Here is a 22,171-nt window from a genome sequence, read left to right on the forward strand (position 1 = left end):
GCGACGTCGGTGTGGGTCAGTCCCCGCCGGGGCGGTACCAGCGGACCGCGACCCAGACCGTGTCGCGGATGAACCGATAGGTCAGCGTGACGTCGAGGTCGTCGCGCAGCACGCCGGTGCGGACGCCCTCGGTGATCAGGGTGACCCAGACCTCTCGGGACTGCGCGTTGCGGTCGGCCAGGTAGCCGAACCGCGGGAACGTGCCGAGGTAGTCGGCCTCGTTCTGGAAGATGGCCACCTCGTCGGGGTGGTTCTCGATCGCCTCGAACGAGACCCGGACGGCACCCTCGAGCTTGGAGCGCGCGTCGTCGTCGCTGGCCAGGATCTCCTCGTAGCGTCCGAAGAGCTCGGCCTGGAACGAGGAGAGGATCTCGTCGACCATCGACTCCTTGGAGTCGAAGTGGTGGTAGAGGCTGCCGGAGAGGATGCCGGCGGCATCCGCGATGTCGCGCACCGTGGTGTTGCGGAAGCCCTTCTCGGCGAAGAGCCGCGCCGCGATCGCCAGCAGCTCAGTACGACGCCCGCCGCTCGTCGTACCGGCGCCGGTGCGGACGCGCGCCGGCGTCCGGCGCTGGGACTCAGGCATGCTGACTGCTCACCGAGACCACCTCGCCGGTCATGTAGGAGGCGTAGTCGCTGGCCAGGAACACCATCACGTTGGCGACCTCCCACGGCGCCGCGGCGCGGCCGAAGGCCTCGCGCTGCTTCAGCTCGACCAGGAGCTCGGCCGAGGTGACCTTCTCCAGGAAGGGGTGCATCGCCAGGCTGGGCGAGACCGCGTTGACCCGGATGCCGTGCGGCGCCAGGTCGATCGCCGAACACCGGGTCAGCGCCATCACGCCGGCCTTCGCCGCGGCGTAGTGGGCCTGGCCCTCCTGGGCCCGCCAGCCGATCACCGAGGCGTTGTTGACGATGACGCCCCGCTTGCCGGCCTCGCTCATCCGGCGGCCGGCGGCCCGGACGCAGCGGAAGGTGCCGGTGAGGGTGATGTCGAGGACCCTGGACCACTCCTCGTCGTTCATCTCCAGGATGTCGGCGGTGCCGCCGAGGCCGGCGTTGTTGATCATGATGTCGACGCCGCCGAACTCCTCGGCCGCGTCGAGCAACGCGGCGACCTGCTCCTCGTCGGTGACGTCGCAGACCAGCTGACGCACACGCTCGGCACCGAACTCGGCGGCCAGGCTCTCCTCGGCCTCGGCCAGGCGCCGGGCGTGGGTGTCGCTGAACACGACCGCCTTCGCCCCCTCCTCCAGCGCCCGCCGCACCACCGCGGCCCCGATCCCGGCTCCGGCGGCCGCGGTGACCACCACCACCTTGCCGGCGAGGAGGTCGTGCCCGGGCACGTAGTCCGGGGTGGGCTGCTCGGTCTTCAGCGTGCGGGTCGGGTCGGTCATGCGCGTGCCTCCTTGGGCAGACCGAGCACACGCTCGGCGAGGATGTTCTTCTGGATCTCGTCGCTGCCGCCGTAGATGGTGTCGGCACGCGAGAAGAGGAAGAGACGCTGGTGCGCGTCGAGGTCGTAGTGGCCGGCACCGTCCAGGCCACGCCCGGCGCGGGTCAGCAGTCCCTCGGCTCCAGCGACGTCCATCGCCACCTCGCCGAGACGGCGGTGCCAGCCGGACCAGGCGAGCTTGAAGATGGAGCCGGCGCCCCCGCCTGCCGCGGAGTCCTCCCCGCCCTGGACCAGGGCGAGCGAGCGCAGGGCATAGCTGCGGATCGCGCTGAGCTCGGTGCGCAGCGTCGCGAGGCGGTCACGCACCACCGGGTCGTCGATGCTGCCGTTGGCCTTCGCCCGCTGCACCACGTCCTCGAGCTCGCGGGCGAAGCCGACGGTCTGGCCGAGGGTGGAGACACCGCGCTCGAAGCCGAGCAGGCCCATCGCCACTCCCCAGCCGGCGCCCACCTCGCCGATCACGTGGTCAGCCGGGGTGCGGGCGTCGGAGAAGAAGACCTCGTTGAACTCCGATCCGCTGGTGAGCTGCTCGATCGGACGGATCTCGACGCCGTCCTGCTGGAGCGGGACGAGCAGGAAGGAGAGTCCGCGGTGCCGTTGGGAGCCGGGCTCGGTGCGAGCCACCACGAAGCACCAGTCGGCGACGTGCGCCATCGAGGTCCACACCTTCTGTCCGTCGACCGCCCACTCGCCACTCGCCTCGTCGAGCCGGGCCCGGGTCTGCACCGCGGCCAGGTCGGAGCCGGCGCCCGGCTCGGAGTAGCCCTGCGCCCACAGCTCGCGCACCGCGACGATCTCGGGCAGGAACCGCTGCTGCTGCTCGGGCGTGCCGAAGGCGATCAGGGTCGGGCCGAGGAGCTGCTCACCCAGGTGGTTGACCCCGGCCGGCGCCCCGGAGCGCGCGTACTCCTCGTGGAAGATCACCTGCTGCCACAGCGAGAGCCCACGACCCCCGTGCTCGGTCGGCCAGCCGACGGCCGTCCAGCCGTGCTCGGCCAGGTGACGGTTCCACGCCAGCCTCTCCTCATGCGCCTCGTGCTCGCGACCGGGACCTCCGAGCCCCTTGAGGGCTCCCCACTCCCCCGCCAGGTTGTCGGCGAGCCAGTCCCGGATCTCGGCACGGAACGCGCGGTCCTCCGCGCTCTCGGTCAAGTCCACGAGTGCTACTCTACCAAGCAAATGCTTGGTAGGCAGCCTCGGCGGCCGATGGAGGAGAGGGAATGAGCGAGACCAGCACCCCGAGCACGATCCCCGCGGTCCTGCGCGCCGCAGCGGCGACCTTCGGCGACCATGCCGCCTACGTGGAGGGTGGCACCACGCTCTCCTACGCCGGCCTGCTGGACCGGGTGCGCGACGTGGCCCGGGGCTACCTCGCCGCCGGCGTGCGGCCCGGCGACCGGGTCGCCATCTGGGCACCGAACAGCATCGACTGGGCCGTCGCGGGCCTGGCCATCACCTACGCCGGGGGCGTCCTCGTCCCGCTCAACTCCCGCTACACCGGGCACGAGGCGGCCGACATCGTGGATCGCGCCGGGGCGCGTCTGGTCGTGGTCGCCGACGGTTTCCTGGGCCGGCACCAGATCGCCGAGCTCCGCGACGCCTCCGACCTGCCGGGCGTCGCCGAGGTGATCGACATCGCCGAGCTGGAGGCGCTGGTCACGCGCGGGCAGGCGGTCCCACTGACCGAGATCGAGGCGCGTGCGGACTCGGTCACGCCCGACGAGACCGCCGACATCCTGTTCACGTCCGGCACCACCGGGCTGCCCAAGGGCGCGATGACCGCCCACCGCCAGACGGTGGGCGTCGCCCGCACCTGGGGCGAGCTCGGCGGCGTCGGCCGCGACGACCGCTACCTGGTGATCAGCCCCTTCTTCCACACGTTCGGCTACAAGGTCGGCATCATCACCGCGCTGACCAGCGGCGCGACGCTCTATCCCGTCGCCACCTTCGACCTCGCCCGCACCCAGCAGCTGATCCAGGACGAGCGGATCACCGTGCTCCCCGGCGCGCCGACGATCTACCAGAGCCTGCTCGCCGCCCCGGACCGTGCCGACTACGACCTGGGCTCGCTGCGGCTGGCGGTCACCGGCGCGGCCGTGGTCCCGGTGGTGCTGATCGAGCGGATGCGGGCGGCGGCCCCCGACGGCCTCGGCTTCGAGCAGGTGGTCACCGCCTTCGGGATGACCGAGGCCGTGGTGGTCACCATGGCCCGGGCCGGCGACCCCGCCGAGCTGGTGGCGTCCACCTGCGGCCGGGCCATCCCCGGCATGGAGGTCCGGATCGATGCTCCCGACAGGGCTGCCGACACCGCGACCGACACAGCACCGGACGCCGCGGTCGCCGGCGAACTGCTGGTCCGCGGCGACTTCGTGATGCAGGGCTACCTGGACGACCCCGCGGCGACGGCGAGGACGATCGACGAGGACGGCTGGCTGCACACCGGTGACGTGGCCACGCTCGATGCGGCCGGCAACCTGACGATCACCGACCGGCTCAAGGACATGTACATCTGCGGTGGCTTCAACGTCTACCCCGCCGAGGTGGAGCAGGCGCTGCTGCGGATGGAGGGCGTCCAGGACGTCGCGGTGGTCGGCGTGCCCGACGAGCGGATGGGCGAGGTCGGCAAGGCGTTCGTCGTCGGCGACGTGGACCCGGACGCGCTGATCGCCTTCGCCAAGGAGCGCGTCGCGAACTTCAAGGTGCCCCGACAGGTGGCCAAGGTCGACGCACTCCCCCGCAACCTCGGGGGCAAGGTGCTGAAGAACGAGTTGAGGGACAGCTGAATGGATCTGGAACTGAACGAGTCCGAGCAGGCCTTCCAGGCCGAGGCACGGGCATGGCTGGCGGAGAACGTCCCGACGACCCCGCTGCCCTCGATGGACACCCCCGAGGGGTGGGCGCTGCACCAGGAGTGGGAGGCGCGGCTCGCGGCAGCCCGCTACTCCGTCGTCTCCTGGCCCGAGCAGTACCACGGACGTGAGGCGTCGCTGATCGAGTGGATCATCTTCGAGGAGGAGTACTACCGCGCCGGCGCTCCCGGACGCGTCTCCCAGAACGGGATCTTCCTGCTCGCGCCGATCATCTTCGAGCACGGCACCGCCGAGCAGCAGGACCGGTTCCTGCCCACCATGGCCACCGGCGAGCGGATCTGGGCGCAGTGCTGGTCCGAGCCGGAGGCGGGCTCGGACCTCGCATCGTTGAAGTCGACGGCGCGCCGGGACGAGGAGCGCGGCGGGTGGCTGCTCAACGGGCAGAAGATCTGGTGCTCGCGGGCGGCGCTGGCGCACTGGGGCTTCGGGCTCTTCCGGTCCGACCCGGACGCCGCGCGGCACTCCGGGCTCACCTACTTCCTGTTCCCGTTGGACGCCGAGGGAGTGACGGTGCGGCCGATCGCCCAGCTCGACGGTGAGGCCGGGTTCGCCGAGGTCTTCTTCGACGACGTCTTCGTCCCCGACGCCGACGTGCTGGGCGCGCCCGGGGACGGCTGGCGCGTCGCGATGAGCACCGCCGGCAACGAGCGTGGTCTCTCACTGCGCTCTCCCGGCCGGTTCACCGCCGCCGCCGACCGCCTGGTCGACCTCTACGGTGAGCGGCCCGACGCCCGGGTCGCCGACCGGGTGGTCGACGCCTGGATCAAGGCCGAGGCCTACCGCCTTTACACCTGGGGCACCGTCACCCGTCTCGCCGACGGCGGCGACGTGGGCGCGGCCGGGTCGGTCAACAAGGTCTGGTGGAGCGAGCTGGACATCGCGCTGCACGAGACGGCGCTCGACCTGCTCGGCCCCGACGCCGAGCTGGAGTCGCGCTGGCTCGACGGCTACACCTTCTCGCTGTCCGGACCGATCTACGCCGGCACCAACGAGATCCAACGCAACATCGTGGCGGAGCGGATCCTCGGTCTGCCCCGCGAGCCGAAGGGAGCGGGCCGATGAGGTTCGAGCTGACCGAGGACCAGCGGGACTTCGCCGCGTCGCTGGACCGACTGATCGCCGGCGCCGACCCGGTCGGGGTCGCTCGCGCCTGGGGCGCCGGCGACACCGCCCCCGGGCTGAGCCTGTGGCGGCGTCTCGCCGACCAGGGGGTCTCGGCGCTGCTGGTCCCCGAGGAGGCCGGCGGGATGGGCGCCACCCCGGTCGAGCTCGCGGTGGCCTTCGAGGTTCTCGGCAAGCACGCGGTGCCCGGCCCCTGGGTCGAGGCCGCCGCCTACCTGGCCACCGAGCTCTCCGGCGAGGCCCAGGAGGCGGTCGCCGCCGGCGCGGTGGCGACGGTCGCGGTGCCGCCGCACACGCCGTACGCGCTCGATGCCGACGTCGCCACCCAGGTGTACCTGGCCGGGAGCGACGGGCTGCGCACCGCGACCCCCGATGAGCAGCTCACCTCGGTGGACCGCACCCGCCGGCTCTTCCGGCTCCGGGCCGGCGGCATCCACGACACCGCGGACCGGGCCGCCGAGGCGTTCGACGCGGCGGCGCTGGCGACCTCCGCGCAGCTGCTCGGCGCCGGCGAGCGGGTGCTCGCCGGCGCGGTCACCTACGTCAAGCAGCGCCGTCAGTTCGGACGCGAGATCGGCTCCTACCAGGCGATCAAGCACCAGCTCGCGGACGTGCGGATCGCGCTCGACTTCGCCCGCCCCCTGGTCCACGGGGCCGCGCTGGCCGACGACGTCGACCGGGGCCGGGCGGTCTCGGCCGCGAAGGTCGCCTGCGCCGACGCCGCCTACCGCGCCTCGCGCACCGGCCTGCAGGTGCACGGCGCGATCGGCTACACCGAGGAGTTCGACCTGAGCGTGTGGATCACCCGGATCCGTGCGCTGGTCACCGCGTGGGGCACGCCGGGGTTCCACCGGGCCCGGATCCTGCAGAGCCTGACCGCCACCCCGGCCGGAGCGCGCTGATGGACTTCGCACTCGACGACGACCAGCGCGAGCTGGCCAGCACGGTCCGCTCCCTGCTGGACAAGCGTGCCGGCTCCGCTGCGGTCCGCGCCGCGGCGGAGTCCGAGGCCGGGTACGACTCAGCCCTGTGGAGCGCCCTCGCCGAGCAGGTCGGGGTGGCCGCCCTGGCCGTGCCGGAGCAGTACGACGGCGTCGGAGCCTCGTTCTTCGAGACCGCCGTGGTGCTCGAGGAGCTCGGTCGCAGTCTCGCCCCGAACCCGTTGCTGGCGACCACCGTCGCCGCCGAGGCGTTGCTCGCCGGTGGCACGGAGGAGGTCCGGCAGCGGCTGCTCCCCCGGTTGGCGGCCGGTGAGATCGGCACCCTGGTCACCGACCCCTGGGCCGTGCTGGACGTGGAGCACGCCACCATCGTGCTGGCGGTGGTCGGCGACGACCTCGTCGAGGTCTCCGATCCGCGGACGACGTGGGCCGAGTCGATGGACCAGACCCTCCGGCTGGGCCGGGCGGACCTGGACGCTGCGGCGACCACGGTGATCGGCGACGGCGCCGCGGCGCTCGCCCGCACCGAGCTGGTCACCGCCGCGGCGGTCGCCGCGCTGGCCGTCGGCCTGTGCCAGCGTGCGCTCGACGAGACCGTCGGCTACGCCCGGGAGCGGGAGCAGTTCGGTCGACCGATCGGCTCGTTCCAGGCGCTGAAGCACCGGATGGCCGACATGCTGGTGCGGACCGAGATCAGCAGGTCGGCGAGCTGGGCCGCGTGCTACGCGCTGGCGCACTCCGACGACGCCGAGGAGACGGCGATGCTGGTCCGCACCGCGGTCTCCTACGCCCTGGAGTCCGCCCAGCTGGTCACCGGCGAGGCGATCCAGCTGCACGGCGGCATCGCGATCACCTGGGAGCACGATGCCCATCTCTGGTTCAAGCGCGCGCACGCGCTCAGCCACCTCGCCGGCGCTCCGCACCGGCACCGCGCCGCGGTGACCCTCTGACGCAGCGACCCTCTGACGCAGCGACGCCCTGACCGGGGAATCCCCGGTCAGGGCGTCGTTCAGGCGCCGTCAGGCGTCGGTCAACTGGGGCGCGCCTTGATCATCGCGCGGACCACCTTCGGCAGCGGGTGCGCGATCAGGTGCGGCCGGGCCAGCGCGCGCCGCGAGGTCACCGCCCAGAGCACCAGGCCCTTGCGCTGACGCAGCAGCCAGGGACCGCCGCTCGCGCCGCCGTTCATGGTGCAGGAGAGCACCGCGTCGCCGCGGGCGCCGTACTTGTTGGTCTTCTTGGTCGGGCCGTCGCACCGCCAGGCGAGCTGACCGTTGTACCGGCCCTGCGCCGGCCAGCCCCAGGCGCGGACCTTGCGCTGGCGCTGCTTGGCGTTGATGACGACCTTCGCGCCGCCGACCTTCTTGACCAGCTTCTTCCCGTTGGACTTGCGCATCAGCAGCACGGCCTGGTCCGAGGCGTAGCGGTGCTTGCGGCTCCAGGCCTTGGGGACGAACGCGTAGTTGGCGACCCAGCGGTTCAACGGCGCCTTGCCCTTGTGGTAGCGCGGCACGAAGATCCAGTTGCTGTAGAAGCGGGGCTGGCCGGTCTGCGGGTTGGGCCCGGTGTGCACGCAGTGCCCGGCGGTGAGCACCCGGTTGGAGCCGGGGCCGCGGACGGCGGTCGCGGAGCAGACCGCGTCGACGTTCCCGTCGCTGAAGAAGAGCTTGCCGACCGGGCGCGGGACGTTGACCCGCTTGTTGGCCTTCTTCGCTGCGGCGGCACCCGCCCGGGAGCTGCCGGGCCGTCCCACGGTCTCGTCCATCGGCACCGCAGCGGCCATCCGGCGCGGCGTCCAGTAGGACGCGGCAGCGGCGGCCTTCGCGGCGCTCCGGCCGCTGGCCACCACGTGGCTGTCGAACGAGCCCTGCGCCTGCGAGCCGCCGGTGCCGCCGGGGGCGGCCGCCTGGCTGCTGGTGCCACCGAGAACCACCAGCACCGAGGTCAGTGCGAGCGCCAAGGCGCTCGCCATCACCAGTGTGCGGCGGACGGGTCGTCCGAGGACCTTCTTCTTCATCTGCTCCACCCTACGTGTCGGCGCTGCGTACCCGTGGGTGATTCCACCCAACCGGGACGATCACACCTCATCGCCGGCACTGAATCACCGGAGGGCCCGAACCGGGACCCGCGACGGGCCGCGGGATGGGTGGCGGGTCAGCCGTCGGTGGTGCGGTAGCGGCCCTTGAAGAAGAGCAGCGGCTCGGTGACGTCTGCGCCCTCGGCCTGGGTGGCGAGGTGCTGGACCCGGCCCACCACGATGTAGTGGTCGCCGGCCTCGTAGGCGGCGTGGATCGTGCAGTCCAGGTGGGCCAGGGTGCCGTCGATCACCGGCGACCCGGTCACCTCGGCGGGCTGCCAGGAGACCTCGGCGAACTTGTCGATCCCGCGGGTGGCCATCGTGGCCGAGACGTGCTCCTGGTCGGCCGCGAGCACGTTGACGCAGAACTTGCCCGAGCGCTGGATCAGCGGCCAGGCCCGGGAGCTCTTCGCCGGGATGAAGGTGATCAGCGGCGGGTCGAGCGAGACGCTGGAGAACGACTGGCAGGTCATCCCGACCGGCTCGTCGCCGCTCATCGTGGTGATCACGGTGATCCCCGAGCCGAAGCAGCCCAGTACGTCGCGGAAACGGCGCGCCGCCGCCCTGGCCTCCGGATCGTCGTGGACGGCCACGTCCTCGCCGGGCCGGAACTCGAAGTCCACCTCGGCGTCGCCCAGCCAGGAGTCGATCAGCGCCGGCGGAGGCCAGGTCACGCGTGCGTCCGGGCTGATCCCCTCCGGGATGTCCGATGGCGTCTCGTCGGCAGGCACGGCCCCCACGTTAGTGATCCGTCCTCCTCGCGGCGCGGCGGGTCTCAGTTGCCACCGCCGAAGTTGTGGCCCCAGTAGGAGACCGCGGTGGACTCCCGGGCGACCCAGCGGTCGTCCTCCACCCGCAGGCCCTCGGTGCCGAACTCGATGTCGAAGCCGCCGGGCGACTTCACGTAGAACGAGATCATCTCGTCGTTCATGTGCCGCCCGAGGGTGGCCGAGAGGGGCGCGTCGTACTTGCGGACGCGCTCGAGCGCGCGGCCCACGTGGTCGAGCTTGTCGACCTCGAGCATGATGTGCACGCACTTGGTCGGGTTCGGCATCGGCAGGAACGCCAGCGAGTGGTGGCGCGGGTTGATGCCGAGGAAGCGGAGCCAGATCTTGGTGCCGGGCTCCTTGCCACCGAGCTCCCCGGGCAGGCTCATCGAGTCGCGGAGGCGGAAGCCGAGGACCTCGGTGTAGAAGCGCAGAGCCTCGACGTCGTCGAGCACCGGGATCACGATGTGTCCCATGCCCTGGTCGGCGGTGACGAACGTCGCGCCGTAGGGCGGCACCACCGGGCGGGCCTCGTAGGTGATGCCGTGGAACAGCTCGAAGACGTTGTCCCAGGGGTCGCGGAACCGGATCATCTCCTGCACCCGGCGCTCGGCCAGCTCCTCGGTGGTGCCCTCCTCGAAGTCGACGCCGGCCGCGGTCAGGTGGTCGCGCGCCTCCTGCAGCGCCTGGTGGTCGGCGAGCTCCCACCCGGTGGCGTCGAGCTGGTCGACGTCGGAGGGGAAGACGACCAGGCGGGCCGAGACCGCATCGATCTGCCAGTACTGGTTCTCCGGGTTCGGTCCGCGTCCCTCGGCGAGGCCCAGCACCTTGCCGGCGAAGGTCCTCCAGGCGTCCAGATCGGTGCTGGCCACGCGGACGTAGCCCATGGACTTGAGGTTGATGGTCACGAGGTCTCTCCAGGGGTGGTGCGTGCGGGGTGTGTGGCCGGACGATGTCGGTCCAGGAACGCGACGGCGATGTCGCGGAACTCGTCGGCCGCTTCGATCTGCGCCCAGTGGCCGCAGCGCGGGAAGACGTGCAGCTGCGCCTTGGGGATCAGCTTGAGGGCCGCCATCGCGCCGTCCAGCGGGTTGACCCGGTCCTCCCGGCCCCAGGTCAGCAGGGTGTGGTGGCGGAGCCGGTGCGCCTCGCGCCACAGCATGCCGTCCTCAGCGGTCGCCGGGTCGAAGAACGACATGCCCATCGACCGCATGGCGTCCTGGGCGCCGGGGGCGGTGGCGTCGGCGAAGCGCTCCTCAACGAGCTCGTCGGTCACCAGCGCCTGGTTCACCACCATCGTGGAGATGAACGCGCGCAGGGCGTCCCGGGACGGGTCGGCCGAGAAGTCCATCAGCCGCTGGACGCCCTCGGTCGGGTCGGCGTGGAAGAGGTTGAGCGAGAGCCCGCCGGGGCCCATCAGGATCAGCCGGCCGACGCGATCGGGGTGGGTGAGCGCCAGGCGCATCGCGGTGCCCCCGCCGAGGCTGTTGCCCAGCAGGTGCACCCGCTCCAGCCCGAGCCGGTCCATCAGGGCCACCACGGCGTCGGCGGAGAACCGGTAGTAGTTGCCCACCACCGGCGGCTTGTCGGAGCCGCCGAAGCCCGGCTGGTCGACGAGAAGCGTGCGGTAGCGAGCCGCGAACCCGCCCAGCGCGGGCCCGAAGTTGGACCAGGCCGAGGCGCCCGGGCCCCCGCCGTGCAGCATCAGCAGCGGGAGCCGGTCGGCATCCGCCTCGCTCCGGGCGTCGGCCTCGTAGTAGTTGAGGGTGAGCTCGCCGGCGGCCTCGGTCGCGACCCGGACCGTGGCCCGGGTCTCCTCCTTGCCGAACCCGGTGCGAGCCGCGCCCATCAGTACATCCCCGGATCGATCTTGTGGCCGAACTGCTGGGCGCCGTACATCTGCAGGGCCCGCTCGGGGTCGTTCGCGGCGTGCACCCGGCCGGCGTGCGCGTCCCGCCACACCCGCTGCAGGTAGGTGCCCTCGGCGAGGGCGCGCCCGCCGGAGGCCTCGAACAGGGCGTCGATCGCCTCGATCGCCCGCGCCGTGCCGAGCACCTGGTCCCGGCGCACCCGCAGCCGGAGCTCGAGCGGGATCTGCTCCCCCTTCGCGACCTGCGCCTGCTCCTCGCGGACGTTGCTCATCAGCAGCGCCCAGGCGGCGTCGATCTCGGAGGAGGCCCGCGCGATCCGGACCGCGGCGAACGGGTCCAGGGACGCCTTCTCACCGAGGTAGGCGGCACGCACCCGCTTGTTCTGCATCTCCACGTGCTCGGCGTAGGCGCCCTTCGCCATCCCGATGATCGGGGTGGCGATGGTGGAGGTGAAGATCGAGTGGAAGGGGAGCTTGTAGAGGTCGGAGGTGTTGACCGCCTGACCCGGCCCCCGGCACTGGCCGGTCTCCCCCATCGAGAGGGTGAACTCCTCGGGGATGAAGGTCTCCTCGACGACGATGTCGTTCGATCCCGTGCCGCGCAGGCCGACCACGTTCCACACGTCGACGATCTGGTACTTCTCCCGCGGCACCATGAAGGTGCGGAAGTCCACCACCTGACCGTCGGCGTTGAACACCAGGCCGCCGAGCAGCACCCAGCTGCAGTGGTCGCAGCCGGAGGAGAAGCTCCACTTGCCGGAGAGCAGGAACCCACCGTCGGTCTGCACCGCCTTGCCGGTCGGCGCGTAGGAGGAGGAGAGCCGGACCCGGGTGTCCTCGCCCCACACGGCCTGCTGCGCCTTGTCGTCGAAGAGGGCGACCTGCCAGGGGTGGACGCCGACCACGCTGGAGACCCAGCCCGTCGACCCGTCCGCCGAGGCGATGTCGCGCACGGCGGTGTAGAAGGCCACCGGATCGGCCTCGAGGCCGTCGAACCGGCGCGGCTGCAGCAGGCGGAAGAAGCCGGTCTCCTCCAACTCCTTGATCGAGGCGTCCGGCACGACCCGGAGCCGCTCGCCGTCCTCGGCGCGGTCACGGAAGGTCGGCAGCAGGTCGCGGACACCGTCGAGAACGGCTTGCACCTCTGCCGGGAAGGTGGTGGTCATCGTCGAGCTCCTGTCTGCACGGTCGAGAGGGACCGAGTGGTCGATGAGACACATTAGAACACGTTCTAGTTTCCAGGAAAAGCAGCGCTCCCACCACCCGGGAGCCCGATCCGGAGACACTCTCCTGACCGACGTCCGGCCGTGCGGGACGAGCGGGCGCAGCCTGGCCGGATCCGGCCACCCGGGAGCATTGACGCCCCTGTGACCGTCGTCATACGGTCCTGGCACGCGCTCCATGAATCGTTTCACTCCTCTCGGAAGGATCCACGTGCTGTTCTGCACCGACACCTCCCGCCGCGCGCTCGCCGGATCGGCCGCACTCCTGCTGGGCGTCGGCCTGGCGAGCGCGCTGCCACCGGGCACCGCTGCGGCCGCTCCGGACTCCCCCGGCGCCACGGCGCCCGGCCACCTCGAGGTCGGCGGGCTCACCGACCCGCTCGGGATCGACGACACCACCCCGACGCTGAGCTGGCAGGACGCCACCGCGATCGCCGAGCAGAGCGCGTTCCAGGTCCGCGCCGCGACCACCGAGGCGGGCCTGGACGACCCCGACCTCTGGGACTCCGGCCGGGTGGACTCCGCGGCCCTCTCCACCGCCTACGCCGGCACCGGCCTCGACTCCCGGGACCGGGCCTACTGGCAGGTCCGGGTCTGGGACGCCGACGGCGCGCAGACCGCGTGGAGCGACCCGGCACGCTTCGAGATCGGCCTGCTCAGCGAGGCCGACTGGAGCGCGGACTGGATCACCAACCCCGAGTGGAACCAGCCCCTGCACCAGGACCTCGCCTTCGACACCGCGCAGACCGCGCAGTACGTGCGGGTCACCGTCACCGACCTCGGCCGTCCCGAGGAGCCGCTGAACGACCCGGCGTGGAAGCCCCGGTTGGAGCTGGGCGAGATCGCCCTGCGCGACAGCAACGGAGGCACCGCGAACCTGGCCGAGGGCGCCACCGTCACCGCCTCCGAGCGGAAGAACCAGACCGGCGTCTGGGAGCCGCAGTTCGTGGTCGACGGCAAGTTCACCACCGCCGACGCACCGCGCGGGTTCCGCAGCCTCTACCACCCCGAGACCGACGTGCAGGACTCGCCGATCGTGCTCACCCTGAAGCTCCCCGAGGCCCGGACCTTCGACACCCTCGAGCTCTACTCGCTCTGGGACAGCCCGGGCGGCTTCGGCACCACGCCCAACTACCCCCGCGACGTCACGGTGGCCACGTCGGTCGACGGTACGTCGTACACGACCGTGGCGAGCGCGAAGAAGCTGCCGGCGATCTCGACGGTGCACGAGGCGCCCGAGGCGCTCCCGGTCTTCGCCACCGACTTCGACGCCGACGACGTCGTCTCCGCCCGCCTCTACGTGGCCGGCCTCGGCGTCTACAACGCCAGCATCAACGGCCAGGCGGTCTCCGAGGACCTGCTCGAGCCCGCGAACACCGAGCACGCCAAGCGCGTGCCGTACGCGACCTACGACGTCACCGAGCTGCTCGCCGACGGTGAGAACAGCCTCGGCATCGAGGTCGGGAACGGCATCTTCAACGTCTTCAACACCCCCGACAACACCTCGCGCTACGTCAAGACGGCGAGCGGCCACGGCGCTCCGCGGGTGATCGGCCAGCTCGAGCTGACCGATGCTCAGGGCGACGTCACCACCGTCGCCACCGACGCGGGCGAGGACACCAGCTGGCGCACCACGCTCGGCGAGGTCACCTTCACCAACTGGTACGGCGGCGAGGACGTCGACGCCCGTCGCCACATCGAGGGCTGGGACGAGCCGGGCACCGCCCGCGACTCCTGGCAGGCGCCGGTCGCCTCCGCCGCACCGAAGCGCAACACGCGGCTGGTCGGGCGCGTGATGCCGCCGATCCGCCAGGTCGACACGCTGGACCAGGCCACCTGGACCGAGCCGGTCGACGGCACCTACGTCTTCGACTTCGGGGTCAACTTCGCCGGTTGGCAGGAGCTGACCGCGTCGGGGCCGGCCGGCACCGAGATCACCATGCGGCCCGGCGAGAGGCTGACCGCCGAGGGCACCGTGGACCAGCGCAGCTCCGGTCCGAACGCCTACGACACCTTCACCCTGGCCGGTGCGGGCACGGAGACCTACCGACCGCGCTTCCGCTACCACGGGATGCAGTACCTCCAGGTCGAGGGCCTGCCCGGCGAACCGACCGCCTCGACCGTCAAGGGGCTGGTGCTGCGGGCCGACAACGCCGACGTCGGCGAGTTCGACTCCTCCGACGAGATGCTGAACAGCATCCACGCCCTGATCGACCGCTCGGTGCAGAGCAACATGTACTCGGTGATGACCGACTGCCCGCACCGCGAGAAGCTCGGGTGGCTGGACCAGACGAACCTGAACTTCACCACCGCCACCCGCGGCTACGACATGCAGGCCCAGTACCGCAAGCTGCTGCAGGACGTGGTCGACGCTCAGCAGCCCGACGGACTGATCCCGACCACCGCCCCCGAAGACTCGATGTTCGCCGGCGCCTTCCGGCACGACGCCAACTGGGGCGCCACCCTCGCGGTCTCCTCGTGGCAGGTCTACACCGAGTACGGCGACACCGAGCCGATGCGCGAGTTCTGGCCGAACATGGTGCGCTACCAGGACTACCTGGCCTCCGAGGTGCGCGGCGGCGTGCTGCCCGGCGGACTGAACGACTGGGCCACCCCCGAGGAGGCCGTCGACCGGGTCCCCGACGCGCTGGTGCAGACCTACGCGTACCACAAGATCACCCGGACCATGGCCGACATCGCGACCGTGCTGGGCCGGCCCGCCGCGGCCCGCACCTACACGGCCCGGGCGGCCCGGATCGCCGAGGACTACCGCTCGGCGTACTACGACGCCGAGCAGGGCACCTGGAGCAACGGCAACCAGGCCGCGCTGGCGCTCTCGCTCGACGAGGACCTCGTCCCCGAGGACCAGCGAGACGCGGCGGTCCAGGCCCTGGTGACGCGGATCGAGGCCGACGGCGGCCAGTTCATGGTCGGCGAGGTCGGGCTCTACGCCCTGCTGCGCGTGCTCGCCGAGGAGGGTCGCCACGACCTGATCCACGAGCTGGCCACCCGTCCGACCGGCAACAGCTATGCCAAGTTCGTGAACTCCGGCTCGACCTCGCTCCCCGAGCACTGGTCGGGCAGGGGCGGCACCGGCTCCCAGAACCACTACATGCTCGGCATGCTGGAGGGGTGGTTGAACGAGAGCCTCGCCGGGCTGACCCAGGCACCGGACTCGGTCGCGTTCGAGCACGTCGTCGTCCAGCCCGCCCTGGTCGAGGGGGTGGACAGCGCCTCCACCACCTACGACTCCGTCCGCGGGCCGATCGCCACTTCCTGGAGCCGTGACCAGGGCACGCTGGACCTGACCGTCGAGGTGCCGGGCAACACCACCGCCACGGTGCGGGTGCCCGAGGCCGCGGACGGCTCCCCCGCCTACGGGCCGCGCGGCGCCCAGGTGGTGCCCAGCGACGTCGACGGCTACACCCAGTTCGAGGTCGGCGCCGGCACCTGGGAGTTCGGCTCGGGCGGCGACGCCCCGACCTGGGCGACCCAGGTCACCGTGGAGACCGCCACCGTCGGTTACGGCTCGGGGGACGGCATCGACGTCTCGGTCACCGACGGCGACGGCGCTGCGGTGGACGGCGGCTCGGTCACCGTGACCGGCCTCGGCCGACTGCAGACGACCGATGTCGTCGACGGGGTCGCGAGTGTGGCGGTGCCGGTGCGTCTGGCGCCGGGGCCCCACGACGTGGCGATCGCCTACAGCGGGGCCGGCCGCTACGAGGACACCGCGGCCGCTGCGTCGGTGCGGGTCACCAAGGCGGGTGTCGACGCCCGAGCCAGCGTGCGGAAGGCGCCCACCACCAGGCGTCCCGGGCGGATCCGGGTGGTGCTCTCCTCCGACACCCGGGCCGGCGCGCTCCCGCCCCGGGACGGGTCGAGGTGGTGCTGAGCAAGGGCCGTCGCACGGTGGTGCGGGGCGCCCGGCTCACCCGGGGTGCCGCCACCGTGGGCGTCCCCGCCCTCGACCGCGGGAGGTGGACCGTCAAGGTCCGCTACTCCGGTGACGCCCGCTACCGGGCACTGCCGCCCACCCGCTCCGGACAGGTGACCGTGCGACGCTGAGCCACGCGTCCGAGCAGCTCCGAGGCCTCCCCACCCAGCGGTCGGGAGGCCTCGGTGGATCCGGGACGATCAGGCCGGCGTCACCGGGCCGAGCAGCCGCGGAGGGTCACTCGGCGAACCGGACGCTCAGCGTCTCGAAGCCGCTGATCGCGGCGTCGACCCGGTCCCCGGGTGCGAAGGGCACGAACGGGCCGAGCGCGCCGGAGAGCACCAGGTGTCCGGTCCGCAGCGGGTCGCCGAACGTGGCCGCCTGGACCGCGAGCCAGCGGAGTGCCTCGAGCGGGTCGCCCAGGCAGGCGGCGCCGTTGCCCGAGGACCGCTCCTCGCCGTTGATGCTCAGCGACATCGTCACCTCCCGGGGCTCGATCTCGTTGAGCGGCCTGGCGTCGCGGCCGACCACGTACAGCCCGCTCGAGGCGTTGTCGGCGACGGTGTCGGTGAACGCGATGTCCCACTCCGCGATCCGGGAGTCGACGATCTCCAGTGCCGGGAGCGCCACGTCGACCGCGTCGCGCACCATCGCCAGCGTGATCTCCTCCGGCGCCGCGTCGATGTCGCGGGAGAGCACGAAGGCGACCTCCGCCTCGACCCGCGGCTGGACCAGCGTGGCCATCGAGATCGGGGTGCCGTCCACCCCGTGGCTGACGTCCATGTCGGAGAGCAGGTAGCCGAAGTCCGGCTGGTCGACACCGAGCTGACGCTGCACCGCTTCGGAGGTGGCACCGATCTTGCGCCCGACCACCGTGGTGCCGCCGTCCAGTCGGGCCTGCACCAGACCCTGCTGGACCGCGTACGCGGCCGGGAGGTCGTCGGTGCCGATCAGGTCGCGCACCGGGGCGCACGGCACTCGGCTCTCCTGGGCCTGCGCCAGGCGTCGTACGGCTTCGGAAATGGCAGCGGAATCAGTCACGTCCCGCATCGTAGGGGCGCGGCCGAGGACGGCGGCCAGACCACGTTCCACCCACCAGAACGCAGCCCGCGTCCGCAAACTAGAACCTGTTACTTTTTTTCCATGAAGGACTCCTACGACGTCGTCGTGGTCGGAGCCGGCGGTGCCGGCATGTCCGCGGCGCTGGCTGCCGCGCACCGCGGCCTCGACACGGTGCTCATCGAGAAGAGCAGCTACTTCGGCGGCTCCACCGCCCGCTCCGGCGGCGGCGTGTGGATCCCGGGGAACTACGCGCTGCGGGCCGCCGGGCAGGTCGACGCCGGCGATCGGGATGAGGCCAAGCGCTACCTCGACGCCATCGTCGGCGACGTCGTGCCGAAGGTCCGCCGGGACACCTACCTGGACCGCGGCCCCGAGGTGCTCGACTTCCTCAAGGAGACGACGCCGCTGCGGTTCACCTGGGTCCCCCAGTACGCCGACTACCTGCCCGAGCGGCCCGGCGGCCGGGCCGCAGGGCGCAGCGTCGAGCCCGTGCCGATGGATGCCCGGTTCCTCGGCGACGAGCTGGACCGCCTGCACCCGCCGTACACGAAGGCGCCGGCGAACATGATCGTCATGCAGGCCGACTTCCGGAAGATCAGCCTCGGCCTGCGCACCATCAAGGGCCCGCTGACCATGGCGAAGGTCTTCCTGAAGCGCCTGCTGGCGATCGCGCTCGGCCGGAAGATGTACGCCATGGGCAACGCCATCGCGATCGGGCTGCGCAAGGGCCTGAGCGACGCGGGCGTCCCCGTCGAGTACGACACCGCCCTGGCCGACCTGCTGGTCGAGGACGGCCGGGTGGTGGGCGTCGTGGTGGAGCAGGACGGCGCGCGCCGCGAGATCCGCGCTCGCCGCGGGGTGGTGCTCGGCTCCGGCGGCTTCGAGCACAACCAGGAGTTGCGCGAGAAGTTCCTGCCGGCCCCCACCCAGGAGGCGTGGTCCACCGGTGCGGCGTCCAACACCGGTGCCGGCCTGCTCGCCGGCACCGCCGCCGGCGCGGCGACGGACCTGCTCGACGATGCCTGGTGGGGCCCCACCATCCCGCTCCCGGGGCGCGCCTGGTTCTGCCTCGCCGAGCGCAACCTGCCCGGCTCGATCATCGTGAACTCCGCCGGCGAGCGGTACATGAACGAGGCGCTCCCCTACGTCGAGGCGACCCACGAGATCTACAAGGGCCAGGCCACCGGCGTGGACCACGTGCCGTCGTACATGGTCTTCGACCAGACCTACCGCAACCGCTACGTCTTCGCCGGTCTCGCCGGGCGCCAGCCGTTCCCCGGCCGCTGGTACAAGGAGGGCGTGGTCACCCGTGCCGACAGCCTCGACGCGCTGGCCGAGAAGGTCGGCCTTCCCGCCGATGCGCTGGTCTCGACCGTGGGGCGCTTCAACGGCTTCGCGCGCTCCGGGGTCGACGAGGACTTCGGCCGTGGCGAGTCCGCCTACGACAAGTACTACTCGGACCCCACGGTGAAGCCGAACTGCTCCCTGGCGCCGATCGAGAACGGCCCCTTCTACGCGGTCAAGATCGTCCCCGGAGACCTGGGCACCAAGGGTGGTCTGGTCACCGACGAGCATGCTCGGGTGCTCCGGGAGGACGGGTCCGTGCTGCCCGGCCTCTACGCCGCGGGCAACGTCTCCTCCGCCGTGATGGGCAACACCTATCCGGGGCCCGGCGGCACCATCGGGCCCGCTATCGTCTTCGGCTACCTGGCTGCCGAGCAGATCGCCGCCACGCCGGAGAAGGAGAGCGCCTGATGCCCATCGACCCGTCCGTCGCCATCGGCGCGCAGACCGCCGACGTCACGTTCAGCTGGTCCGAGTCCGACGTCCTGCTCTACCACCTGGGCATCGGCGCCGGCTCGCGCGAGGGCGACAACACCTCGGCCGCGGCGCTGCGCTACACGCTGGACGACGACGCCCTCCAGGTGCTGCCGTCCTTCGGCGTCGTCGCCCCCACCTTCCACGCGACGGACCCGCCGCCGCTCGACCTGCCCGGCTGCGACATCAACCTCGCCCAGGTGGTGCACGGCGCCCAGTCGATCAGCGTCTCCGGGCCGATCCCGACGTCGGGGAACGGCCACCTCACCACCACGCTCACCGACATCTGGGACAAGGGCAAGGCGGCCGTCATCTGGCAGGAGGGCGTGGTCACCGACCACGCCGGTGCCGAGCTGTGGCGGGTGCGCTCCTCGATCTTCGTCAAGGGCGAGGGCGGCTTCGGCGGTGACCGCGGCTCTGCGGAGTCGGTCGTCGTGCCCGAGCGCGCGGCCGACCTCAGCACCGCCTACGACGTCACCCCGCAGCAAGCCCTCCTCTACCGGCTCTGCGGCGACCGCAACCCGCTGCACGCGGACCCCACGTTCGCCGAGGGCGCCGGCTTCCCGGCGCCGATCCTGCACGGCCTCTGTTCCTACGGGATCGTGCTGCGCGAGCTGACCGACGGCCTCCTCGACGGCGAGGCCGCGCAGGTCGCCGACTTCACCGGCCGCTTCGCCGGCGTGGTCTTCCCGGGCGAGTCGATCGCGGTCGACGGCTGGCGCGAGGACGGCCGGATCATCGCCACCGCGACGATCGGCGCCGGCCCGCGCGCCGGCGCACCCGTGCTCGCCGACTGCGTGCTGACCACCCGCTGAATCAGGCTGAGGTGGGTCCGCTCAGGAGCGGTCCTCCGGCCCGTCGTCGGTGTCCTCCACCACGACGGGCCTGAGCCGCACCCAGGTCAGGAACACCACGGAGACCGCGATCAGGGCCAGACCGGCCCACAGGTTCGCGGACAGGTCGCCCGTCTCCTTGCCCGCGTCGTCGCCGACGATGTCGACCGCGACCAGCACCACGCCGTAGATCCCGAGCAGGGCGCCGATCACCGTGCGGATGTCGAAGGCCCGCGAGGTGTGCCGGCGCCGGCGCTCGCTGTGACTGGTCTGCTCCGCCTCGTCCATGGCTGTGCCTCCTAGAAGATGACGTTCAGGATCACGACCATCACCCCGGCGATGCTGGCCAGTGGGATCGTGCGCTGGTACCACGGCCGGGACGCCTCGTTCGGGTCGGTGCGCATCTCGCGCGGGGTCTCGGAGTAGACCAGCCCGACCAGGTCCTCAGCCGGCTTCGGACGGGTCATCAACGACACCACGACGCTGAGCACGATGTCGACCACGAAGGCCACCGAGGCCGAGACGAACGCCGCGCCCTGGCCGGAGAGCGGCAGCACACCGAGACTGAGCGACCCGAACGCGTCCTCGCTCAGGAACGCGACCAGGACCGCGGAGAGGGTGCCGGCGACCAGGCCGACCCAGCCGGCGGTCGCCGTCATCCGCCGCCAGAACATGCCGAGGATGAAGGTGGCGAAGAGCGGGGCGTTGAAGAACCCGAACAGCGTCTGGAGGTAGTCCATGATGTTCGAGAAGTTCGCGGCCAGCGTCGCGGTGCCGATCGCGATCACCGTCGCCGCGACCGTGGCCCAGCGACCGACCCGCAGGTAGTGGTCGTCGCTGCGGCCCTTGACCAGGTAGTCGCCGTACAGGTCATAGCTGAAGACGGTGTTGAACGCCGAGATGTTCGCCGCCATGCCGGCCATGAACGCGGCGAGGAGGCCGGTGATGGCCACCCCCAGCAGGCCGTTGGGCAGCAGGTCCCGCATCAGGTAGAGCAGCGCGTCGTTGTAGGCCACCCCGTCCCCGGACGCGCCGCCGGGCGGGCTTCCGCCCGCCTTGAGGTCCGCGATCTCGGTGACCAGCACCGCGGCGAGCATGCCGGGGATGATGGTGACGAACGGGATGAACATCTTCGGGAACGCGCCGATGATCGGCGTCTTGCGGGCCGAGGAGATCGAGTCCGAGGCCATCGCCCGTTGGACCTCGACGAAGTTGGTCGTCCAGTATCCGAAGGAGAGCACGAAGCCCAGACCGAAGACGATCCCGATCACCGAGAGCACCGGGGAGTCGAAGCCGGTCAGCGCCTGGCCCGGCCAGGACTCGGTCTGCTGCCCCACCGTCGCGGTGACCGCGCCCTCGGCGTCCTTGGCCGGCGCGACCCGGTCCATCAGACCGTCCCAGCCGCCGACCTGGTGCAGCCCGATCACCGTCAGCGGCAGCAGCGCAGCGATGATCACGAAGAACTGGAGCACCTCGTTGTAGATCGCGGCGGAGAGACCACCCAACGCGATGTAGGAGAGCACCACGATCGCCGCCACGACCAGAGCCACCGGCAGCGGCCACCCGAGCAGCGCACGGACGATGATCCCCAGCAGGTACAGGTTGACCCCGGCGATCAGGAGCTGCGCCAGGGCGAAGGAGATCGAGTTGACCAGGTGCGCCCCGGGGCCGAACCGGCGGAGCATGAACTCGGGCACCGAACGGACCTTCGACCCGTAGTAGAAGGGCATCATCACGACACCGAGGAAGAGCATCGCCGGGATCGCGCCCACCCAGAAGTAGTGCACCGCGGGCAGGCCGAACTCGGCGCCGTTGGCCGACATGCCCATGATCTCGACGGCGCCCAGGTTGGCCGAGATGAAGGCCAGGCCGGTGACCCAGGCCGGCAGCGCACGCCCGGACTGGAAGTAGTCCACGGCATCCGAGATCTGTCGTCTGGCCATCCAGCCGATGCCCAGGACGAAGACGAAGTAGGTGGCCAGGATCAGGTAGTCGACCCAGGCTGCGTCGATGATGGTGTCCGACGCCAGCGGCAACGCCGCGAGTGTCGCCGGTGACCCGAGTGTCATTGGCTACGGCTCCCGTCTCGAGGAAAGTCCGCGGACCACGCTAGCCCCCTCCCGGCGATCGACGGCGCAGCGCGCCGGTACGTCGGTCCCCGCCCGGCGGGTGCACTCCCGGCCGGTGCACTCCCGGCC

At 71.6% G+C, this 22,171-nt stretch carries 19 protein-coding genes; 8 read left to right on the forward strand and 11 right to left on the reverse strand.

What is annotated here, in order from left to right:
• Nucleotides 1-16: 16 nt before the first annotated feature.
• Genes FIV43_RS06365 through FIV43_RS06375 form a run of 3 tightly spaced genes read right to left on the reverse strand, consistent with a single transcriptional unit; the run spans nucleotide 17 to nucleotide 2,611 of the window.
• Nucleotides 17-586 carry a TetR/AcrR family transcriptional regulator gene (locus FIV43_RS06365; RefSeq protein WP_269204064.1) on the reverse strand — a complete coding sequence of 190 codons (570 nt, stop codon included), beginning with the start codon at nucleotides 584-586 and terminating at the stop codon, nucleotides 17-19.
• Nucleotides 579-1,394, reverse strand: a complete 816-nt coding sequence (locus FIV43_RS06370; protein ID WP_141013454.1) for an SDR family oxidoreductase — start codon at nucleotides 1,392-1,394, stop codon at nucleotides 579-581. The genes FIV43_RS06365 and FIV43_RS06370 overlap by 8 nt, the downstream gene beginning before the upstream one ends.
• A complete protein-coding gene (locus tag FIV43_RS06375) occupies nucleotides 1,391-2,611 on the reverse strand; it encodes an acyl-CoA dehydrogenase family protein (RefSeq protein ID WP_141013455.1) in 1,221 nt (406 codons plus the stop codon). The genes FIV43_RS06370 and FIV43_RS06375 overlap by 4 nt, the downstream gene beginning before the upstream one ends.
• A 62-nt stretch (nucleotides 2,612-2,673) precedes the next feature.
• On the opposite strand from FIV43_RS06375, the gene FIV43_RS06380 reads away from it, so the two are divergent.
• Genes FIV43_RS06380 through FIV43_RS06395 form a run of 4 tightly spaced genes read left to right on the forward strand, consistent with a single transcriptional unit; the run spans nucleotide 2,674 to nucleotide 7,336 of the window.
• Nucleotides 2,674-4,236 carry a FadD3 family acyl-CoA ligase gene (locus FIV43_RS06380; RefSeq protein ID WP_141013456.1) on the forward strand — a complete coding sequence of 521 codons (1,563 nt, stop codon included), beginning with the start codon at nucleotides 2,674-2,676 and terminating at the stop codon, nucleotides 4,234-4,236.
• On the forward strand, nucleotides 4,237-5,385 hold the full coding sequence (locus FIV43_RS06385) for an acyl-CoA dehydrogenase family protein (RefSeq protein ID WP_141013457.1): 1,149 nt from the start codon (nucleotides 4,237-4,239) through the stop codon (nucleotides 5,383-5,385).
• Complete coding sequence (locus FIV43_RS06390) at nucleotides 5,382-6,347, forward strand: acyl-CoA dehydrogenase family protein (RefSeq protein ID WP_141013458.1); 966 nt, start codon at nucleotides 5,382-5,384, stop codon at nucleotides 6,345-6,347. Before FIV43_RS06385 ends, FIV43_RS06390 begins: the two co-directional genes overlap by 4 nt.
• Nucleotides 6,347-7,336, forward strand: a complete 990-nt coding sequence (locus FIV43_RS06395) for an acyl-CoA dehydrogenase family protein (protein ID WP_141013459.1) — start codon at nucleotides 6,347-6,349, stop codon at nucleotides 7,334-7,336. Before FIV43_RS06390 ends, FIV43_RS06395 begins: the two co-directional genes overlap by 1 nt.
• Nucleotides 7,337-7,416: 80 nt before the next feature.
• Here the strand turns inward: FIV43_RS06395 and FIV43_RS06400 are convergent, their stop codons facing one another.
• The 5 genes from FIV43_RS06400 to hsaA form a co-directional block, all read right to left on the reverse strand.
• Nucleotides 7,417-8,403: a trypsin-like serine peptidase gene (locus tag FIV43_RS06400; protein WP_141013460.1), complete on the reverse strand. Its 987-nt coding sequence runs from the start codon at nucleotides 8,401-8,403 to the stop codon at nucleotides 7,417-7,419.
• Between the two features lie 137 nt (nucleotides 8,404-8,540).
• Nucleotides 8,541-9,194, reverse strand: a complete 654-nt coding sequence (locus FIV43_RS06405) for a flavin reductase family protein (protein ID WP_231123770.1) — start codon at nucleotides 9,192-9,194, stop codon at nucleotides 8,541-8,543.
• A 44-nt stretch (nucleotides 9,195-9,238) separates the two neighbouring features.
• Nucleotides 9,239-10,138: an iron-dependent extradiol dioxygenase HsaC gene (gene hsaC, locus FIV43_RS06410; RefSeq protein WP_231123771.1), complete on the reverse strand. Its 900-nt coding sequence runs from the start codon at nucleotides 10,136-10,138 to the stop codon at nucleotides 9,239-9,241.
• Complete coding sequence (gene hsaD / locus FIV43_RS06415) at nucleotides 10,135-11,079, reverse strand: 4,5:9,10-diseco-3-hydroxy-5,9,17-trioxoandrosta-1(10),2-diene-4-oate hydrolase (protein WP_141013461.1); 945 nt, start codon at nucleotides 11,077-11,079, stop codon at nucleotides 10,135-10,137. The genes hsaC and hsaD overlap by 4 nt, the downstream gene beginning before the upstream one ends.
• A complete protein-coding gene (hsaA, locus tag FIV43_RS06420) occupies nucleotides 11,079-12,266 on the reverse strand; it encodes a 3-hydroxy-9,10-secoandrosta-1,3,5(10)-triene-9,17-dione monooxygenase oxygenase subunit (RefSeq protein ID WP_141013462.1) in 1,188 nt (395 codons plus the stop codon). The genes hsaD and hsaA overlap by 1 nt, the downstream gene beginning before the upstream one ends.
• A 268-nt stretch (nucleotides 12,267-12,534) precedes the next feature.
• On the opposite strand from hsaA, the gene FIV43_RS06425 reads away from it, so the two are divergent.
• Nucleotides 12,535-16,218 carry a family 78 glycoside hydrolase catalytic domain gene (locus FIV43_RS06425; protein WP_141013463.1) on the forward strand — a complete coding sequence of 1,228 codons (3,684 nt, stop codon included), beginning with the start codon at nucleotides 12,535-12,537 and terminating at the stop codon, nucleotides 16,216-16,218.
• The gene (locus FIV43_RS06430) at nucleotides 16,209-16,391 is read left to right on the forward strand and encodes a hypothetical protein (protein ID WP_141013464.1); all 183 of its coding nucleotides are present in this window, start codon (nucleotides 16,209-16,211) and stop codon (nucleotides 16,389-16,391) included. Before FIV43_RS06425 ends, FIV43_RS06430 begins: the two co-directional genes overlap by 10 nt.
• A gap of 106 nt (nucleotides 16,392-16,497) precedes the next feature.
• On the opposite strand, the gene FIV43_RS06435 is transcribed toward FIV43_RS06430, so the two are convergent.
• Entirely contained in the window at nucleotides 16,498-17,301 is an 804-nt protein-coding gene (locus FIV43_RS06435) for a 2-keto-4-pentenoate hydratase (RefSeq protein ID WP_407938874.1), read from the reverse strand.
• A gap of 102 nt (nucleotides 17,302-17,403) precedes the next feature.
• Here FIV43_RS06435 and kstD point away from each other — a divergent pair, with 102 nt between their 5' ends.
• Together kstD and FIV43_RS06445 are read left to right on the forward strand one after the other, a co-directional pair.
• Nucleotides 17,404-19,077 (forward strand): 3-oxosteroid 1-dehydrogenase, encoded by a 1,674-nt coding sequence (kstD, locus tag FIV43_RS06440; RefSeq protein WP_141013465.1) that lies wholly within the window; start codon nucleotides 17,404-17,406, stop codon nucleotides 19,075-19,077.
• A complete protein-coding gene (locus FIV43_RS06445) occupies nucleotides 19,077-19,955 on the forward strand; it encodes a MaoC/PaaZ C-terminal domain-containing protein (RefSeq protein ID WP_141013466.1) in 879 nt (292 codons plus the stop codon). The genes kstD and FIV43_RS06445 overlap by 1 nt, the downstream gene beginning before the upstream one ends.
• Nucleotides 19,956-19,976: 21 nt before the next feature.
• Here FIV43_RS06445 and FIV43_RS06450 read toward each other — a convergent pair whose 3' ends face one another.
• Both FIV43_RS06450 and FIV43_RS06455 read right to left on the reverse strand, forming a co-directional pair.
• A complete protein-coding gene (locus FIV43_RS06450) occupies nucleotides 19,977-20,261 on the reverse strand; it encodes a hypothetical protein (protein ID WP_141013467.1) in 285 nt (94 codons plus the stop codon).
• An 11-nt stretch (nucleotides 20,262-20,272) separates the two neighbouring features.
• Complete coding sequence (locus FIV43_RS06455; RefSeq protein WP_141013468.1) at nucleotides 20,273-22,042, reverse strand: sodium:solute symporter family protein; 1,770 nt, start codon at nucleotides 22,040-22,042, stop codon at nucleotides 20,273-20,275.
• Nucleotides 22,043-22,171 lie beyond the last annotated feature (129 nt).

It is taken from the genome of Nocardioides sambongensis (assembly GCF_006494815.1).
In the GTDB taxonomy this organism is placed as follows: domain Bacteria; phylum Actinomycetota; class Actinomycetes; order Propionibacteriales; family Nocardioidaceae; genus Nocardioides; species Nocardioides sambongensis.

Coding starts and splice junctions, on each gene's coding strand:
- FIV43_RS06400 (WP_141013460.1), bottom strand. CDS start 8,403: ATGAAGAAGAAGGTCCTCGGACGACCCGTCCGCCGCACACTGGTGATG.
- FIV43_RS06380 (WP_141013456.1), top strand. CDS start 2,674: ATGAGCGAGACCAGCACCCCGAGCACGATCCCCGCGGTCCTGCGCGCC.
- FIV43_RS06365 (WP_269204064.1), bottom strand. CDS start 586: ATGCCTGAGTCCCAGCGCCGGACGCCGGCGCGCGTCCGCACCGGCGCC.
- FIV43_RS06370 (WP_141013454.1), bottom strand. CDS start 1,394: ATGACCGACCCGACCCGCACGCTGAAGACCGAGCAGCCCACCCCGGAC.
- FIV43_RS06455 (WP_141013468.1), bottom strand. CDS start 22,042: ATGACACTCGGGTCACCGGCGACACTCGCGGCGTTGCCGCTGGCGTCG.
- FIV43_RS06450 (WP_141013467.1), bottom strand. CDS start 20,261: ATGGACGAGGCGGAGCAGACCAGTCACAGCGAGCGCCGGCGCCGGCAC.
- FIV43_RS06390 (WP_141013458.1), top strand. CDS start 5,382: ATGAGGTTCGAGCTGACCGAGGACCAGCGGGACTTCGCCGCGTCGCTG.
- FIV43_RS06385 (WP_141013457.1), top strand. CDS start 4,237: ATGGATCTGGAACTGAACGAGTCCGAGCAGGCCTTCCAGGCCGAGGCA.
- kstD (WP_141013465.1), top strand. CDS start 17,404: ATGAAGGACTCCTACGACGTCGTCGTGGTCGGAGCCGGCGGTGCCGGC.
- hsaD (WP_141013461.1), bottom strand. CDS start 11,079: ATGGGCGCGGCTCGCACCGGGTTCGGCAAGGAGGAGACCCGGGCCACG.
- FIV43_RS06445 (WP_141013466.1), top strand. CDS start 19,077: ATGCCCATCGACCCGTCCGTCGCCATCGGCGCGCAGACCGCCGACGTC.
- hsaA (WP_141013462.1), bottom strand. CDS start 12,266: ATGACCACCACCTTCCCGGCAGAGGTGCAAGCCGTTCTCGACGGTGTC.
- FIV43_RS06395 (WP_141013459.1), top strand. CDS start 6,347: ATGGACTTCGCACTCGACGACGACCAGCGCGAGCTGGCCAGCACGGTC.